Origin of the sequence: Cryobacterium sp. TMN-39-2 (genome assembly GCF_004402745.1) — a bacterium.
GTDB classification, from domain to species: Bacteria; Actinomycetota; Actinomycetes; order Actinomycetales; family Microbacteriaceae; genus Cryobacterium; species Cryobacterium zongtaii.
Window position 1 is genome coordinate 1 of record NZ_SOFX01000001.1, and the last position, 16,239, is coordinate 16,239.

The following is a 16,239-nucleotide window of genomic DNA, read 5'->3' on the forward strand; positions in this document are numbered from 1 at the left end:
CTGCGGCGGGCCGGCCGGCACGGCCGGTTCAGCGTCGGCGACGGCGGGCGCGGCGGCGCGGCGGGCACGGTCCGTCGCGGCCTGCTGGATCTGGCCGCGCTGGTTGCGCACCTCGACTCCGCCGGAGTCGCTCGGGGCGGTGTAGCTCAGCTTCTCCTGGCCGGATTCGGCCGGAGGGGTCAGGCCCTTGGCGGCGACGATCGGCGCGTCGACGGCACCGGCCGGCTGGGACACCTCGACCTCGAGGTTGAACAGGAACCCGACGGTCTCTTCGCGGATCTGGCCCATCATCTGCTGGAACATGGCGAAGCCCTCACGCTGGTACTCGACCAGCGGGTCGCGCTGCGCCATCGCGCGCAGGCCGATGCCGTCCTTGAGGTAGTCCATCTCGTAGAGGTGCTCGCGCCAGCGCCGGTCGATGACCGAGAGCACCACGCGGCGTTCGAGTTCGCGCATCGCGGGTGAACCGAGCGATTCCTCACGGCGGGCGTAGGCGACCTTGGCGTCGGAGATGATCTCCCGGCGCATGAAGTCACGGTTGATCTTGCCCTTGTTGCCCGCTTCGGAGATGACCTCGTCGATGGTGAGGCCGACGGGGTAGAGGGTCTTCAGCTCGGTCCACAGGGCGTCGAAGTCCCAGTCGTCGCCGTTGCCTTCGCCGGTGTGGACCTCGAGCACCTCGTCGATGACGTCTTCGAGGAACCGCTGGGTGCGTTCGTGCAGGTCGTCACCCTCGAGGATGTGCCGTCGGTCGCTGTAGATCGCTTCGCGCTGGCGGTTGAGCACGTCGTCGTACTTGAGGACGTTCTTGCGGATCTCGGCGTTGCGGCCCTCGACCTGCGACTGGGCGCTGCGGATCGCACGGCTGACCACCTTGGACTCGATGGCCATGTCGTCGGGAACACCCTGGCGGCCCATCAGGCTTTCGGCGGCGCCGGCGTTGAAGAGGCGCATCAGGTCGTCGGTGAGCGAGAGGTAGAACCGGCTCTCGCCCGGGTCGCCCTGGCGACCGCTGCGGCCGCGCAGCTGGTTGTCGATGCGGCGGGACTCGTGGCGTTCGGTGCCGAGCACGTACAGTCCGCCGGCGGCGATGACCTTGTCGGCCTCCTCGGAGACCTCGGCCTTGACGGCGGCGAAGACGTCGTCCCACTCTTTTTCGTATTCGTCCGGTGTCTCGACCGGGCTCAGGCCCTTCGCGTTCATCGCGGCGACGGCGAGGAATTCGGCGTTGCCGCCGAGCATCACGTCGGTGCCACGGCCGGCCATGTTGGTGGCGACGGTGACCGAGCCCAGGCGGCCGGCCTGGGCGACGATCGCGGCCTCGCGAGCGTGGTTCTTGGCGTTGAGGACCTCGTGGCGCACGCCCTTCTTCGCCAGCAGGCGGGAGAGGTATTCGCTCTTCTCGACGCTCGTGGTGCCGACCAGGACCGGCTGTCCGTTGGCATGGCGCTCGACGATGTCCTCGACGACCTGGCCGAACTTGGCCTCTTCGTTCTTGTAGATCAGGTCGGACTGGTCGATGCGCTGCATCGGCTTGTTGGTGGGGATCGCGACGACGCCGAGCTTGTAGGTGCTCATGAATTCGGCGGCCTCGGTCTCGGCGGTTCCGGTCATGCCGGAGATCTTCGAGTACAGGCGGAAGTAGTTCTGCAGGGTCACGGTGGCCAGGGTCTGGTTCTCGGCCTTGACCGCGACGCCTTCCTTGGCCTCGATCGCCTGGTGGATGCCCTCGTTGTAGCGGCGGCCCATCAGGATGCGGCCGGTGTGCTCGTCGACGATGAGCACCTCGCCGTTCATCACAACGTAGTCCTTGTCCTTCTTGAACAGGGCGTTGGCCTTGATGGCGTTGTTCAGGAACGAGATCAGCGGGGTGTTCGCGGATTCGTAGAGGTTGTCGATGCCGAGGTAGTCCTCGACCTTTTCGATGCCGGGTTCGAGCACTCCGACGGTGCGCTTCTTCTCGTCGACTTCGAAGTCCTCGTCGACGACGAGGCGCTTGGCGAGGCTGGCGAACTCGGTGAACCAGCGGTTCGCCTCCCCCGATGCGGGTCCGGAGATGATCAGCGGGGTGCGGGCCTCGTCGATGAGGATCGAGTCGACCTCGTCGACGATCGCGAAGTAGTGACCGCGCTGCACCATGTCGCTGGCCTGCCAGGCCATGTTGTCGCGCAGGTAGTCGAAGCCGAACTCGTTGTTGGTGCCGTAGGTGATGTCGCAGGCGTACATCTCGCGACGCTGCGCGGGGGTCTGTCCGGAGACGATGCATCCGGTGGTCATGCCCAGGGCGCGGAACACGCGGCCCATCAGTTCGCTCTGGTAGCTGGCCAGGTAGTCGTTGACCGTGATGACGTGCACACCACGGCTGGTGATGGCGTTGAGGTAGGCCGCCGTGGTGGCGACCAGGGTCTTGCCCTCACCGGTCTTCATCTCGGCGATGTTGCCCAGGTGCAGGGCCGCGCCGCCCATGAGCTGGACGTCGAAGTGCCGCAGGCCCAGGGTGCGGGTGGAGGCCTCTCGTACGGCGGCGAACGCCTCGGGCAGCAAGTCGTCCAGCGACTCACCGCCCGAGTAACGCTCACGCAACTGCACGGTCTCGTTCTTCAGCTCCTCATCACTGAGGGTGCTGAAGTCGTCTTCCAGCGCATTGATGGCCTTTGCGTAGCTCTCGAGTCGACGCAGAATGCGCCCCTCGCCAACACGAAGAACTTTTTCCAGTATTCCGGCCACGAATGCACTCCACTAGTCGTCACGGCGTGCGAACACGCCTGTCGTCCGGTCGGACGCACGTAGCGCCGACCTAGCCGGCAACTATAGCAATGCTAGTTGGTCAGGAGCTGGACCCGCTGGACACTGACGCCAGCTCTCTCGCTGCGTCGGAGTTCGGGTCCAGTTCGATGACACCGTAATCCCAGCCCTTGCGCCGGTAGACGACGCTGGGTCGGTTGGATTCGGCATCCTGGAACAGGTAGAAGTCGTGACCGACGAGCTCCATGAAGTACAGGGCGTCGTCCACGGTCATGGGCGCGGCAGAGAAGACCTTGCGACGTATGACCACCGGGCTGTAGACCTCCTCGGCTTCTTCGGTCTCGCCGGCCTCGTCGGAGACGACCTGGATCGCCCCGGTGCGCACGCGCTCCAGGGTCTCGACGTCGGCCGGGACGATGTCGATCACCGCGAAACCTGACGACGACGCCTCATGCAGCGAGGTGGGCCGGTGCGCGCCCCCACGGTGCACCTTCCGGCGGTCCTTGGCTCGACGCACCCGTTCCAGGAGCCTGCCGAGGGCGATGTCGAAGGCCGCGTACTTGTCGCTGCCCTCGGCTTCGGCCCGGACGATGGGCCCCTTGCCGATGAGCGTGAGTTCGACGCGGTCGTTACCGGCGGCGCCGCTCTTCTCGGTGTGACGACTGACCTTGATTTCCAGGGCGAGGGCCTTGTCGGCGAGGCCGGCGATCTTCTCGGCCTTCTCCGTCGCATATTCCCGGAAGCGATCAGTGATCCCCAGGTTGCGTCCAACGATGTTAGTTTCCATGACGACCTCCAGATCTGGCGAACCGCCCCTGATCCGGGCGATTGGTACGCGCCTTTGGCACAACCGTAGTCGTGCCAGCTGGATAAGTCACAGCTTTTGTCAATCAGTTTCCCGTGAACGATGAATGTCGGGATGGTGCCGTCGTGTTTCCGCGACGGTCGCCGCTCCGACCACCTCACCGCCGGCCTGCCGGAGGGCGCGCCGGGCCTCCAGGAGGGTGGCGCCTGTGGTCACGATGTCGTCGACGAGCAGGATCCGGCTGCCGGCAAGCGGCCTGGTCGCCACCAGCGTGCCGCTGCGGTTGTCCATCCGCTGCTGCCGGCCCAACCCGACCTGGTCCGCGACGCCGGCACGCGGCCGCAGGAGCGCGCTCCCGCGGAGGCCGGCCCGGCTGAGGAGCAGGTCGACGGGGTGGAACCCGCGCGCCCGCCAGGCCCGGCGGGAGGACGGCACGGTGACCAGCACGATGCCACTGGAGACCTGGGTGGGCTCTGCGGCGACCAATGCCGCCCCCACGGCCAGGCGAAGCGCCACGGCGAGCGCCGGAGCGGCATCCGTTCGACCGCCGTCCTTGTACGCCACCAGCACCCTGCCCACCACGCCGGTGTACTCCAACGCGGACCAGACCGTGAGGTCCTCCCGGTAGACCGCCCTCGGCTGGGCACGCAGCGCGCTCAGGCAGGCGGCGCACAGCGCCCGGTCCGGCGTGCCGCAGCCGCTGCACTGGGTGGGCATCAGCACTGCCCAGGCATCGAGGACGGCGGCACGGGTTGCCGCGCGCACCGTCTGCATCACCCCTCGGTCGCTGGTCATCCGGTCAGACTCGCGCGTCGGGGTGATCCCTGCGGCCTGACGCGCTCACCTGTGTACTGTCGGCGGCCGCGGCGGCTGGGGAGGAGGGCCGGCTCAGCCGCCGGTGCCCTGCTGGGTGGCCACGAGGGTGACCGCGTCGATACGTTCCTGCCAGCCGATGCCGCGCTGCACCAGGAGTGACCCCTCCACGGACAGCGCCCGCAGGTCGCGCAACAGGTTGCTGCCCGTGATCGAGCGGATTCCCGTCGACGACTCGAGCTGCTCGCTGGTGCCGCCGATCTCGTGGGAGACGACGCGACTTTCTCCGTCTGGCTGCAGGCTCAGGTACGCCACCGTTGCCTGGTCGACCCAGGTCGCATCCATCGGGATTCCGGCGTCGGTGGCCAGCTGCACGGGGTCGCCCAGGCCGACCGGAGCCCCGTTCTCCCGCAGCACACCGGCCACCACGAGGCGCAGCTCGCCGGCCGCGCTCAGCAGCGCGATCACCCGGGTGCCGTCGCGGGAGACCTTGAGCGCGGTGATCGCCGAGGAGTCCAGCCAGGGCGTCGGAATGGCCTGCGCCGCTCCCTGAGTGTTGTACACGAAGAGCTCGTTGGGCCGGTCTCCCGGCACCGACCAGACATAGCCGGAGCCGTCGATGGACGGGGCGATGAGGTTCTGCCGCGGATCGAGCAGCCTGGCATCCTCGCCCACCCTGACTCCGTAGACCCCGGTGGCGGTGAGGGCGGCGGCCGCCGTCTGCGACGGCGACAGCGTGACCGCGCTGGGTGCGAGGGCGGCGACGGACTCCGACAGCCCCGGCAACAGGTTGATCGTCTTGCCGGTCGCGGCAAGGAACCCGAACTCGCCATCGCGCAGCACGAGGGCCCGCGCATCCACCCGGGGGTTCACCACGGGTTCGTTCGCGCCGAGAGCGGCGATGTCCTGAGAGTTCCGGTTGATCGTGACAGTGACCGTGAGCCCGCTGGGCAGGCTGTTCTCCAGCTGGCTCTTCATCCGCTGCAGGGTCAGCCTGTCGGCGTTCAACGCCTCGCTGTTCAGATCCACCTTGGCGTCCCTGGCCACCACGGTGACGGCGTCGGCGGTGAGGGCGGTGCCCTCGGGGAACGCCGACGTCACCGCGCCGGCGAGCCACTCACTGGGTCCGCTGAGCACGCCGTTGACGATCTTGGTCGGCAGGGATGTCCCGCGCGGGTACCACCGCACGTCGGGCACCAGGAATTGGAAGTCCGGGTCGAAGAAATAGAGCGACTGGGCGCTGAAGACGTCCTCGAAGGTGTTCTGGTCGAGAACGGTGCCGTTGGGCGCCGCACTGATCCGCCACTCGCCGTTCACCTGCGCGAACTGGTAGCGCAGTTGCACGTTCGCCGACGCGGCGTCGCCGTGGTACTCACCGATCGCGTTGACCTCGGCCACCGGTCGCACGGACACGAGCATGGTGCTGTCGTCGACGGGCACAACGATGCGCCCAGACCCGTCTTCAACGGTGACACCGGTGTCGGACTTCCAGGTGTCGCTGAAATCCGCCGTCAGGAACTCCCTGGCGATCTCGTAGTTGTTGTCCGGGCTGGTGGCGGCACCGATGAATCCGGTCAGGATCTCCTCCATCGAGGCCCCGTCCCGTGGCCGGTCCGGCAGGAAGACCGGGGCCGGGTTTTCCCCGGCCACCACGTCCTGGCCGGTCTGCACTGCCCCGGTGCGCGGAATGCTCGAGCAGCCGCCGAGCAGGAGGGCCATCGCGGTGACGACGGCGACGAGCCTGGCCGGGCTACGCATGGTGGTCTCTTCTCGGTTCGGCGTGGGGCGACACGAATCCGGCGGTGTCGGCATCCGCCGGCGGCAGCGGGTTGGGCGACACCGTCAGCGCGACGCCGGTTGTGCGGGGCAGGGTCAGTCTGAAGCAGGACCCGGCGCCGGGACTGGACCAGACCTGCAGCCAGCCGCGGTGGGCGGCGGCATCCTCGAGGGAGATGGCCAGGCCGAGCCCGGTGCCGCCGATCGTGCGTTTGCGGGACGGGTCAGCCCGCCAGAACCTGTCGAACACGTGGGTGATCTCGGCCTGGGTCATGCCCATTCCGTAGTCCCGTACCGACAGCGCCACCGCCGATTCGTTGCTGTCCACCGACACGACGATCGGTTTGCCCTCGCCGTGCTCGATGGCGTTGCCGATGAGGTTGTTGACGATGCGGCGCACCCGTCGTGGGTCCATCTCCGCGGCCAGATGCCCGCCGGGCGCGGCCAGCCTGATCTCGCTCCCCTTGGAATCTCCGAGCGAGCGCATGCCGTCGATGACGTCCTCCGCCAGATGCACAAGATTGGTGGGTTCGGATTCGAGCTCGACGGACCCGGCGTCATAGCGGCTGATCTCGAGCAGGTCCGCCAGGAGCAGCTCGAAGCGTTCCACCTGGGTGTGCAGCAGCTCCGCGGTGCGTTCGGTGGCCGGCGGGAAGCTGGCCCGCTGGTCGTAGAGGAGGTCTCCGGCCAGGCGGATCGTGGTGAGAGGGGTGCGGAGCTCGTGCGAGACGTCGGACACAAAACGTTGCTGCACCTCGGACAGGTCGGCCAGTTCCTTGATCTGGCTCTGCAGGCTGTCGGCCATGCCGTTGAACGAACGGGCCAGCGTCGCGATCACGTCCTCGCCCTTTTCGGGGATCCGCACGCCCAGGTCACCGGAGGCGAGTTTCTGGCTGGTCTGGGCCGCCACCTGGATCGGGGCGACCACGAAGCGCACCACGATCCAGGTGACCGCTCCGATCAACACCATCAGGGCCAGGCCGGCGCCGCCCAGGGTCCGCTGCACGAACAGCAGCGTCGATTCGGCGTCGGCGAGGCTGTACCCGATGTACAGCTCGTAGCGCCCGGCGACGGGGACCGTGATCTGGGAGCCGACGACGATTCCGGGCACCGACGAACCGTCGTCGGAGGCCAGAGTCACCGATTGCCAGAACTGCCCGTCGGCGTCGTCCTGCACGGCCTCCCGGATTTCCGGCGAGATGACCGCGGTGGATGATCCGAACGTCGAGGAGTCCTGGGGTGCCACGGTCGACGATTCCTGCCCCGGCACCCTGAAGACGGCGACCAACCGGCTCGACGACGCGGCGGAGATCGACGTGCGGGCTGACTCCAACAGCGTCTGCACCTGCACCCGGTCGACGGCATCCGAGGAGTCCAGGATTCCCTGGGCGGCGCTGGTGGCCCGGTTGGAGTCCACCAGAATCTGGGTCAGCCGCGACTGGAACAGGTCGTTGCCGACACTGACCGACATGTACACGCCGACCAGTCCAATGGCGGCGCCCGACGCCAGAACCGTGATGGCGACGGTGCGGAACTGCAGGGAGGAGCGCCAGCTGCGCCGCAACTGCTGGGCCAGGCGGCGCCACGATCCCCACGATCGCCAGTCCAGCCTCAACACGTCCAACCGCGCAGCCACCGGGCCCCTAGCTGGCGGCGCCGGCGCGGTAGCCGACTCCGCGCACGGTCATCACGATGCGCGGGTTGTCAGGGTCGTCTTCGACCTTGGCGCGCAGACGCTGAACGTGCACATTGACCAGCCGGGTGTCGGCCTTGTAGTGATAGCCCCAGACCTGTTCGAGGAGCATCTCACGGGTGAAGACCTGGGCTGGTTTGGAGGCCAACGCCAGCAGCAGGTCGAATTCCAGCGGAGTCAGGTTGATGCTCTGCTCTCCGCGCTTGACCTCGTGGCCGGCGGCGTCGACGACGAGGTCGCCGATCTGCAGACTGGCGGGCGTCTCCACCGGGACCGGTCGCAGCCGGGTACGAATCCGGGCGACGAGCTCCTTGGGGTTGAACGGTTTGACCATGTAGTCGTCCGCGCCGGATTCCAGCCCCTTGACCACATCGGTGGTGTCCGACTTCGCCGTCAGCATGATGATGGGGGTGCCGGACTCGGCCCGGATCAGGCTGCACACCTCGATGCCGTCCAGCCCGGGCAGCATGAGGTCGAGGAGCACCAGGTCGGGCACGACGCTGTGAAACGCGTCAAGGGCCTGCGCCCCGTCCGCACAGAAGTGCGGCTCGAAGCCCTCGCCCTGCAGGACGATGCCGATCATCTCAGCGAGTGCGGGGTCATCGTCGACAACCAAAATGCGTGAGTTCATTGATCCGTTTTCCGCCCGGTCACCGGGCAATAACGCGCACGACACGGGCAATCTCTGGCACAAGAATAGTCGACACGGCTCCGAGATATCGCGCAGGCCACACAGTGCAGTCCGGGTATGCCAGCATGGAGGCGTGACGGACCCAGACTGGCACCCACCGACCACCTCCCCCGGCGTACCTCGCTACGGCGAATACGCCCCGACAGGCGCGCCCGGCACCCCTCCGGCGGCACCGTCCGGCGGCTACCGGCCCAGTGCGCCGCCGGCCTGGGCCCCGCCGCCCAAGCCCGGTCTGATTCCGCTGCGCCCGCTGGGCTTCGGTACCCTGCTCGGCGCTCCCTTCCAGGTTCTGCGGCGCAATCCCAAGGCCACCTTCGGCAGCGCACTGATCGTGCAGGGCGCCACGCTCCTGATTACCCTGGTCGTCGTCGGCCTGGTGAGTTTTTTCGCCCTCAGCCGGGTCGCCTCGGCGCCGGTCGATGAACAGGATGCCGTCGAGGCCGGCGCGATCCTCACCATCGTGCTGTCCGCCCTGATACCTGTCGCCCTGGCCATCGTCGCGTCGGCACTTCTGCAGGGCGTGATCGTGCTCGAGGTGTCCCGGGCAACCCTGGGTGAGAAGCTGCGCCTGGGCGCGCTGTGGCGCCAGGTGGGTCGGCGGGTGTGGCCACTGGTCGGCTGGACCCTGCTGCTCAGCGCGGCGCTGCTGGTCGGCGTGCTGCTCATCGGTGGACTGGTCTTCGTGTGCGTCCTCCTGGGCGGCGGGTGGATCGCAGCGGCCGTGATCGTCGGTGTCTTCGGCGGACTGGGGCTCGTCGCCCTGGGAGCCTGGGTGAGCACCAAGACCGCCGTCGTCCCGAGCCTGATCGTGCTGGAACGGTTGGGCATCCGGCAGGCGATCCGGCGTTCCTGGTCGTTGACGGGCGGCTTCTTCTGGCGCACCCTGGGTGTTCTGCTGCTGATCACGGTGATCGTGAACGTCGTCGCGCAGATCGTGACCACCCCGCTGTCGCTGTTGTTCAGCGTGGTGCTCAGCCTGATCGACCCGAACGCCGCCTTCGACGCCTACATTCCCGCCATCGTGCTGTACGTCCTCACGCTCCTGATCGCCCTGGTCCTGGGCGCCGTGACCGCCGTCGTGCAGTCGGCCGCCGTCGCCCTGATCTACATCGACCTGCGGATGCGCAAGGAGGGCCTTGACCTGGAGCTGCAGAGGTTCGTCGAAGCGGCCCCCGGCACCAAGGCCAGCGATCCCTACCTCACCCGCACCGCGCCCGCTGCCGCCGACACTGCGACCCGCCCCGACCCGGGGTCGCCCTGGGCATGATCGCGGGGTGGGGGCCGGTTCTGCCGTGGATTGGGATCCCGGTGGATCCCGGCGCGCCCGACGCGCAGCAGTGGCTGCGCGATGAGCTCGCCAAGGCTCCCTACCAGGCGGCCCAGCCCACCTGGTTCGACAGGCTCTCCCAGGCGATCTTCGACTGGTTCTCTTCGCTGTCCTTCGTCGGCGACGGCAGCGGGGGCTGGATCCCGCTGGTCGCGACGCTGATCGGGATCGCCCTGCTGGTGGCCGCCGTGCTCGTTTTCGGGCTGCCCCGGCGGGCACGTCGCCGCCGGACGGCCCCGGGACTGTTCGCCGCCGATGATCGCCGCACCGCGGATCAACTGCGTAAATCGGCCGCCGCCGCCGCATCGGCCGGCGACTGGACCCTCGCCAGCGAGGAGGCCTTCCGGGCCATCGCCCAGGGGCTGGCGGAACGCACCATCCTGCGGCCGACACCGGGAACGACGGCGCACCGCGTCGCCGAACTGGCCGGCGACGCCTTCCCCGACGAACGGGCCCGGCTGATCAGCGGCGCGAGCGTATTCGAGAGCGTGCGTTACCTCGGCGGCACCGGTACCGAGCAGGGTTACTCCGCTCTGGTCGACCTCGACGCCGATCTGCGGGCCGCCCGTCCCCGCTCGACGGCGCCGGTGGCTCCGTGAGCGCCGTCACCACCGCGAGTCCGGTGTCGAGCACGCCCACGATTCGCCTCGCGCTGCAGAGGTCCGTGTTCTGGGTCTTCGCGGGGGTCGGCGCCCTGCTCGTGGCCGTCATCGCCTTCATCCTCACCGGGGCCGGGGGCGCCGCCGGCCCGCGGCTGGGGGCCGACAACCCCGCTCCGACCGGCGGCATGGCCGTCGTCGAGGTGCTCCGCCAGCAGGGGGTGACCGTCGTGCCCGTGAACACCCTCGACGAGGCCGGCGATGCGACGGCCGCGGCCGGGAATGCCACCCTGTTCCTGTCCGACGAGTCCGGCTACCTCAGCACCGACCAGCTCGATCGGCTCGGTGATCTGGCCGGCCGCACCGTTGTCGTTGACCCCGACTTCCGTGCCCTGCAGGCCTTGGCCCCCGAGGTCGGGTTCGGCGGCGTGTCTGGCGCGGACTCCCTCGACGCCGAGTGCCCGGTTCCGGCCGCCGAGCGCGCCGAAACGATCTCACCCGGCGGCAAGACACTCGGCCTGACCGCGGGCACCGCCGGCTATACGGGCTGCTTCCCCGGCGAGAACGACACCTTCTCGGTGATCGAACGGGTCACGGATGACCGCACCGTCACCCTGGTTGCCGACACCGCGGTGTTCGCCAACGACGAGATCGCCACCTACGGCAATGCCGCGCTGGCCCTCAACCTTCTCGGCGCCACCGACACCCTGGTCTGGTATCTGCCGACCCTGGCCGACGTGCCCGTCACCGGCCCGCCCTCGCTCGGCGCGCTCACGCCCGGCTGGGTGACGCCGGTGCTGCTCCTGCTGGTGGGCGTCGCCGTCACCGCCATGGTGTGGCGCGGCCGCCGGTTCGGCCCCCTGGTCGCCGAGAACCTGCCCGTCGTCGTGCGGGCCAGCGAGACCATGGAAGGGCGCGCGCGGCTGTACGCCCGCGGCAGCGCCCGGCTGCGGGCGGTCGACGCGATCCGGATCGGTGCGGTGGCCCGGATGGCCCAGGCCGCGGGATTGCCCCGGACCGCGCCCCTCGACCAGGTGATCCGCACTGTCGCGGCGCTCACCGCCCTGCCGCCGGAGCGCGTGCACGCCGTGCTCGTCGGTGAGGTGCCGGGCAGCGACGCCGCCATGATGGCGCTGTCGGACGCCATCGACGAACTGGAACGCGCCACCGCCCTCGCCGCCCGCCCGCCCGGCGCCGGGCCCTCCCCCACCGCTCGCCCGTCAACCGGAAGAATGGAACCATGACCAGCCACGCCCCGACATCCGCCGAGACCAGCCCAGCCGACGCCTCGACCGACAGCCTGCGCCGCGCCCTCGCGCAGGTGCGCACCGAGGTCGGCAAGGCCGTCGTCGGGCAGGACGGCGCCGTCACCGGACTGATCATCGCCCTGCTCTCCCGCGGTCACGTGCTGCTGGAAGGCGTACCCGGTGTGGCCAAGACCCTGCTGGTGCGGTCCCTGAGCCACGCGCTCAGCCTGGACACCAAGCGGGTGCAGTTCACCCCCGACCTGATGCCGGGCGACGTGACCGGTTCGCTCATCTACGACGCGAAGGCCGGCGAGTTCGAGTTCCGCAACGGGCCCGTCTTCACGAACATCCTGCTCGCCGACGAGATCAACCGCACACCACCGAAGACCCAGTCCGCCCTGCTGGAGGCGATGGAGGAGCGCCAGGTCAGCGTGGACGGGCTCTCGCTTCCGCTGCCGGAACCGTTCATCGTGGCCGCGACCATGAACCCGATCGAATACGAAGGCACGTACACGCTCCCCGAGGCCCAGCTGGACAGGTTCCTGCTCAAGCTCGTGCTCGACATCCCCGAGCGTGACGTCGAGCTGGAGGTGTTGCGCCGGCACGCCACCGGGTTCAGCCCACGCGACCTCACCGCCGCGGGCGTCACCCCGGTGCTCGGTGCCGCCGAACTCGCCGCGGCCCAGGCATCCGTCGCCGCCGTCGGTGCGAGCCCCGACGTGCTGGCGTACATCGTCGACCTGGCCAGGGCCACCCGGAACAGCCCGTCGGCCAAGCTGGGCGTGAGCCCCCGTGGCACCACCGCCCTCCTCGCCGCGGCCAAGGCCTGGGCGTGGCTGAGCGGTTACGCGTCGATCACCCCCGATCATGTGCAGGCCATGGTGCTGCCGGTGTGGCGACACCGAATCCAGCTGCGCCCGGAGGCGGAACTCGAAGGCATCACCGTCGACACGATCCTGCATGGCGTGCTGCAGCAGGTCCAGGTTCCGATCTAATCGATGACACGCATCCGATGACACTGACCGGCCGCTTCGTCCTCCTCGTCGCCCTCGGCGTCGTGCCCATCGTGCTGCTCGGCGACACGTCCACGCGGGCACTGGCGGTCCTGGCCGGCTGGCTGCTGCTCGCCCTGACACTCGGGAGCATCGACCTGGCCCTCGCCGCGTCGCCGCGGCGGCTGACCCTGGCCCGGGTGTTGCCGTCCAGGGTGCGCCTGGGTGAGGAGGTGACCAGCGAGCTCTATCTGCGCAACGATGGTCCCCGCCGGCTTCGCGGCATCGTCCGCGACGGGTGGCAGCCGTCGGCCGGCGCGGGCAACAACCGCACGGCGGTGACGCTGCCGCCCGGGGAACGACGCCTGGTCGAGCTGACTCTCGTGCCCACCCGGCGCGGAGAACGCACCGCGTCCCACGTGACGGTGCGCTCGATGGGCCCGCTGGGCCTCTGGGCCAGGCAGGCCACCCTCATCGCGCCCGCCCAGATCAGGGTGCTGCCGCCCTTTCACTCGCGCAAACACCTGCCGAGCCGGATCAGCCGGCTCAAGGAGCTCGACGGACGCACCAGCGTGCTCGTGCGCGGCCAGGGTACCGAATTCGACTCCCTGCGCGAATACGTGCGCGGCGACGACGTGAGGTCTATCGACTGGCGTGCCACCGCCCGCCGCAACGACGTCGTGGTGCGCACCTGGCGGCCCGAACGTGACCGACGCATTGTGATCGTCATCGACACCGGCCGCACCTCCGCCGCCCGGGTCGCCGACGAACCACGGCTGGACACCGCCTTCGAGGCGGCGCTGCTTCTGGCCGCACTGGCGTCCAGGGCCGGAGACAGGGTGGACTTCCTGGCCTGGGACCGCCGGGTGCGGGCCCGGGTGCAGGGCGCGTCGGGAGCCGAACTGCTCAGCCGCATGGTCGACGGCATGGCGCTGATCGAACCCGAGCTCATCGAGATGGACTGGACGGCCCTTCCCGGCCAGATCCGTGGCATCACCGGCCAGCATGCGCTGGTGGTGTTGCTCACCCCGATGGATGCCCCCGGCGCGTCGACGGGGCTGCTATCGGTGCTCGGTCAACTCACCTCGCGGCACACCGTGCTGGTGGCATCGGTGACGGACCCGACGGTCGCCAGTCTGACCCGCAGCCGAGGGACCCGCGAAGACGTGTACAGGGCCGCGTCGGCGGAACGCACCTTGCTGGACGCCACTCGGGTGGCCGCGGCTGTGCGGCAGCTCGGCGCAGACGTGGTCACCGGTGCCCCCGACGAGCTGCCGCCGGCCCTGGCCGACCGCTACATCGCCCTCAAGGCGGCGGGCCGGCTCTAGTCGGCGACGCTCAGCCGGCGAAGACCCGGGCGCTGCCGGCCTCGAACTCGGCCAGGTCACCGGTCTCGCCCGCGCGCACGGCGCGCCCGCCGAGCACCAGCATGTAGGCGAGAAAGGCCAGCAGGGCCGCAGCGCCGATGCCGATCTTCACCGGCCAGGGCCATGGCGCCGGGGTCACAAAGCCCTCGATGATGCCGGACACCAGCAGCACAAAAACCAGTCCGATCGCCACCGTGAACAGCGCGCGGGCATCCTCGGCCAGGGCCTGACCGCGGGTGCGGGCACCCGGCGCGATCCAGGCCCAGAAGATGCGAAGGCCCGCTGCTGCCGCCACGAAGATCGCGGTCAGTTCCAGCAAGCCGTGCGGGGCGATGTAGAGGAAGAACGTGTCGCCCTCGTCGTAGGCGAACATCACCGCAGCGGTGACGCCGAGGTTCTGGGCATTCTGCAGGACGATGTACGGCACGTAGACGCCCAGGATGCCGAACGCGACACACTGCGCCGCGATCCAGGCATTGTTGGTCCACACCCGTCCGGCGAAGGACGCCGCGGGGTTCTCGGAGTAGTAGGAGACGAAGCTCTGGTTGGCGAGTTGCTCCAGCTCGGCGGGAGACCCGAAGTTGGCCAGCACGTCGGGGTTGTTGGTGGCCCAGACCGCGTAGAGGCCCGCGACGACAAACGTCACCACGGCCACCGCCAGGGTGAGCCAGCGCAACCTGTGCAGCGCGGCCGGCAGCTGGGTGAGGAAGAACCGCGGCAACTGCGAGAGCACGTTGGTGCCCGCGCCCGTGAAGCGCAGCCGGGCCCTGGACAGGAGCACCGAGAGCCTGTCGCCCTGCATCGTCGAACCGGCGGCGGTCTTGATGACCGAGAGCTGGGTGGCGCCGGCCTGGTAGGCCTGGATCAGTTCGTCCGACTGGGCACCGCTGAGTTGCCGCCGGCGGCCGAGTGCGGCCAGGCGGTCCCATTCGGCGCGGTGCGCCGCTGAATACGCGTCAAGATCCATCTGATTCAATAGTAGACATGGCGGAGCCCTGGAAAGCAGCCGATCACGGTGAAGATTCCCTGATCGAGCACGAGCTGGTGACCGGTGAGGCCGTTGCCCTCGATGTTCGCCCGGCGAGCGTGATCCTGCGAGGTGCGGGAACGATGATCGATTGGGTGGCCTACGTCGGCTTCTTCCTGCTCATGGCGCTAGTGGTTTCGGGTTTGTTCGGCGACGGAATCGACGAGGCTTTGGCCCAGGCGCTGGCCATCTCGGGCCTGGTCTTCTCGCTGCTGATCGTGCCGATGCTGGTCGAGACCCTCTCGCACGGACGGTCGTTGGGCCGCTGGGCGGTCGGCGCGCGCATCGTGCGGGATGACGGCGGCGCCACCGGGCTGCGGCATTCCTTCATTCGGGCGCTGATGGGCGTGATCGAGATCTTCCTCACCTTCGGCGGACTCGCGGTCACCTGCGCCTTGCTCAACTCCCGTTCCAAACGACTCGGTGACCTCCTGGCCGGCACCTACAGCCAACACGAGCGGGTGCCGCGGTTCAGTGAACCCACCTTTGTGCTGCCGCCGGTCCTGGCGTCCTGGGCCGCGACGGTGGACGTCGCCCGCCTGCCCGATCGACTGTCTCGCCGGGTGGCGCAGTTCCTGCGGCAGGCCCACCAGCTCTCCCCCGACACCCGGGTGCGGCTGGCGGAGGGCCTCGCCGCGGAGGTGGCGCCGTTCGTGTCGCCCCTCCCGGCGGTACCGCCGGAATACCTTCTCATCGGCGTGGCAGAAGTACGGCGTAACCGCGAGTACAACGGCCACCTGCTTGAGCGCGGCCGGCTTGAGAAGCTCTCTCCGGTCCTCACCGGCCGCCCGCACGACTTCCCCGAGCGCTAACCCCTCCCTCCCCTTCGCCCGCGAGCTGTGGCTGTCGAGCCCTGGTGAGCCGCCCTGCGGGTCGTGACCGTCCTCGTCGGTCGAGGCCTGTCGAGACCCGGTGAGCCGCCCCCAGGGGCGTGACCGTCCGTCGGTCGAGCCTGTCAAGACCCGGTGAGGCCGGCTCTGGGGCTCGTGAGGGGGCTCGACCGGGGAGGGTGGGGTTAAACGCAGAAAAGCCACCCCGGTGGGGTGGCTTTCCTGTTTTTTCTAAGTTAAGTCCGGCGGTGTCCTACTCTCCCACAGGGTCCCCCCTGCAGTACCATCGGCGCAAAGAGTCTTAGCTTCCGGGTTCGGAATGTGACC

The 16,239-nt window shown here is 69.0% G+C and carries 13 protein-coding genes and 1 rRNA gene; 6 read left to right on the top strand and 8 right to left on the bottom strand.

Going from position 1 to position 16,239, the window contains the following annotated elements; all coding sequences use genetic code 11:
- The 6 genes from secA to mtrA all read right to left on the bottom strand — a co-directional run.
- A partial coding sequence (gene secA, locus E3O57_RS00005) for a preprotein translocase subunit SecA (protein ID WP_134456539.1) occupies positions 1–2,727 on the bottom strand: 2,727 nt, incomplete at its 3' end.
- Between the two features lie 100 nt (positions 2,728–2,827).
- The gene (gene hpf / locus E3O57_RS00010; protein ID WP_088455321.1) at positions 2,828–3,532 is read right to left on the bottom strand and encodes a ribosome hibernation-promoting factor, HPF/YfiA family; all 705 of its coding nucleotides are present in this window, start codon (positions 3,530–3,532) and stop codon (positions 2,828–2,830) included.
- Between the two features lie 99 nt (positions 3,533–3,631).
- Positions 3,632–4,345, bottom strand: coding sequence for a ComF family protein (locus E3O57_RS00015; RefSeq protein ID WP_133159827.1), 714 nt, complete (start codon positions 4,343–4,345; stop codon positions 3,632–3,634).
- Between the two features lie 93 nt (positions 4,346–4,438).
- The gene (locus E3O57_RS00020) at positions 4,439–6,121 is read right to left on the bottom strand and encodes an LpqB family beta-propeller domain-containing protein (protein WP_165787988.1); all 1,683 of its coding nucleotides are present in this window, start codon (positions 6,119–6,121) and stop codon (positions 4,439–4,441) included.
- Positions 6,114–7,775 carry an MtrAB system histidine kinase MtrB gene (gene mtrB, locus E3O57_RS00025; RefSeq protein WP_241983743.1) on the bottom strand — a complete coding sequence of 554 codons (1,662 nt, stop codon included), beginning with the start codon at positions 7,773–7,775 and terminating at the stop codon, positions 6,114–6,116. Before mtrB ends, E3O57_RS00020 begins: the two co-directional genes overlap by 8 nt.
- Positions 7,776–7,782: 7 nt before the next feature.
- The gene (gene mtrA, locus E3O57_RS00030) at positions 7,783–8,463 is read right to left on the bottom strand and encodes an MtrAB system response regulator MtrA (RefSeq protein ID WP_088455317.1); all 681 of its coding nucleotides are present in this window, start codon (positions 8,461–8,463) and stop codon (positions 7,783–7,785) included.
- A 133-nt stretch (positions 8,464–8,596) separates the two neighbouring features.
- Here mtrA and E3O57_RS00035 point away from each other — a divergent pair, with 133 nt between their 5' ends.
- Genes E3O57_RS00035 through E3O57_RS00055 form a run of 5 tightly spaced genes read left to right on the top strand, consistent with a single transcriptional unit; the run spans position 8,597 to position 14,016 of the window.
- Positions 8,597–9,790, top strand: a complete 1,194-nt coding sequence (locus E3O57_RS00035) for a hypothetical protein (RefSeq protein ID WP_103479812.1) — start codon at positions 8,597–8,599, stop codon at positions 9,788–9,790.
- Positions 9,791–9,831: 41 nt separating this feature from the next.
- Entirely contained in the window at positions 9,832–10,449 is a 618-nt protein-coding gene (locus tag E3O57_RS00040; RefSeq protein WP_165787987.1) for a DUF4129 domain-containing protein, read from the top strand.
- Entirely contained in the window at positions 10,446–11,693 is a 1,248-nt protein-coding gene (locus E3O57_RS00045; protein ID WP_103479810.1) for a DUF4350 domain-containing protein, read from the top strand. Before E3O57_RS00040 ends, E3O57_RS00045 begins: the two co-directional genes overlap by 4 nt.
- A complete protein-coding gene (locus tag E3O57_RS00050; RefSeq protein WP_088455313.1) occupies positions 11,690–12,691 on the top strand; it encodes a MoxR family ATPase in 1,002 nt (333 codons plus the stop codon). The genes E3O57_RS00045 and E3O57_RS00050 overlap by 4 nt, the downstream gene beginning before the upstream one ends.
- A 17-nt stretch (positions 12,692–12,708) precedes the next feature.
- The gene (locus tag E3O57_RS00055; protein WP_103479809.1) at positions 12,709–14,016 is read left to right on the top strand and encodes a DUF58 domain-containing protein; all 1,308 of its coding nucleotides are present in this window, start codon (positions 12,709–12,711) and stop codon (positions 14,014–14,016) included.
- Between the two features lie 10 nt (positions 14,017–14,026).
- Here E3O57_RS00055 and E3O57_RS00060 read toward each other — a convergent pair whose 3' ends face one another.
- Complete coding sequence (locus E3O57_RS00060) at positions 14,027–15,022, bottom strand: stage II sporulation protein M (RefSeq protein ID WP_103460903.1); 996 nt, start codon at positions 15,020–15,022, stop codon at positions 14,027–14,029.
- Between the two features lie 17 nt (positions 15,023–15,039).
- Here E3O57_RS00060 and E3O57_RS00065 point away from each other — a divergent pair, with 17 nt between their 5' ends.
- Positions 15,040–15,894 (top strand): RDD family protein, encoded by an 855-nt coding sequence (locus tag E3O57_RS00065; RefSeq protein WP_103460906.1) that lies wholly within the window; start codon positions 15,040–15,042, stop codon positions 15,892–15,894.
- A gap of 258 nt (positions 15,895–16,152) precedes the next feature.
- Here the strand turns inward: E3O57_RS00065 and rrf are convergent.
- Positions 16,153–16,239 (bottom strand): 5S ribosomal RNA (gene rrf / locus E3O57_RS00070); the annotation flags it as partial.

Bases quoted from the DNA above. Each gene is read 5' to 3' on its own strand.
- hpf (WP_088455321.1), bottom strand. From the start codon at position 3,532: ATGGAAACTAACATCGTTGGACGCAACCTGGGGATCACTGATCGCTTC.
- E3O57_RS00015 (WP_133159827.1), bottom strand. From the start codon at position 4,345: ATGACCAGCGACCGAGGGGTGATGCAGACGGTGCGCGCGGCAACCCGT.
- E3O57_RS00020 (WP_165787988.1), bottom strand. From the start codon at position 6,121: ATGCGTAGCCCGGCCAGGCTCGTCGCCGTCGTCACCGCGATGGCCCTC.
- mtrA (WP_088455317.1), bottom strand. From the start codon at position 8,463: ATGAACTCACGCATTTTGGTTGTCGACGATGACCCCGCACTCGCTGAG.
- E3O57_RS00050 (WP_088455313.1), top strand. From the start codon at position 11,690: ATGACCAGCCACGCCCCGACATCCGCCGAGACCAGCCCAGCCGACGCC.
- E3O57_RS00055 (WP_103479809.1), top strand. From the start codon at position 12,709: ATGACACTGACCGGCCGCTTCGTCCTCCTCGTCGCCCTCGGCGTCGTG.
- E3O57_RS00060 (WP_103460903.1), bottom strand. From the start codon at position 15,022: ATGGATCTTGACGCGTATTCAGCGGCGCACCGCGCCGAATGGGACCGC.
- E3O57_RS00065 (WP_103460906.1), top strand. From the start codon at position 15,040: ATGGCGGAGCCCTGGAAAGCAGCCGATCACGGTGAAGATTCCCTGATC.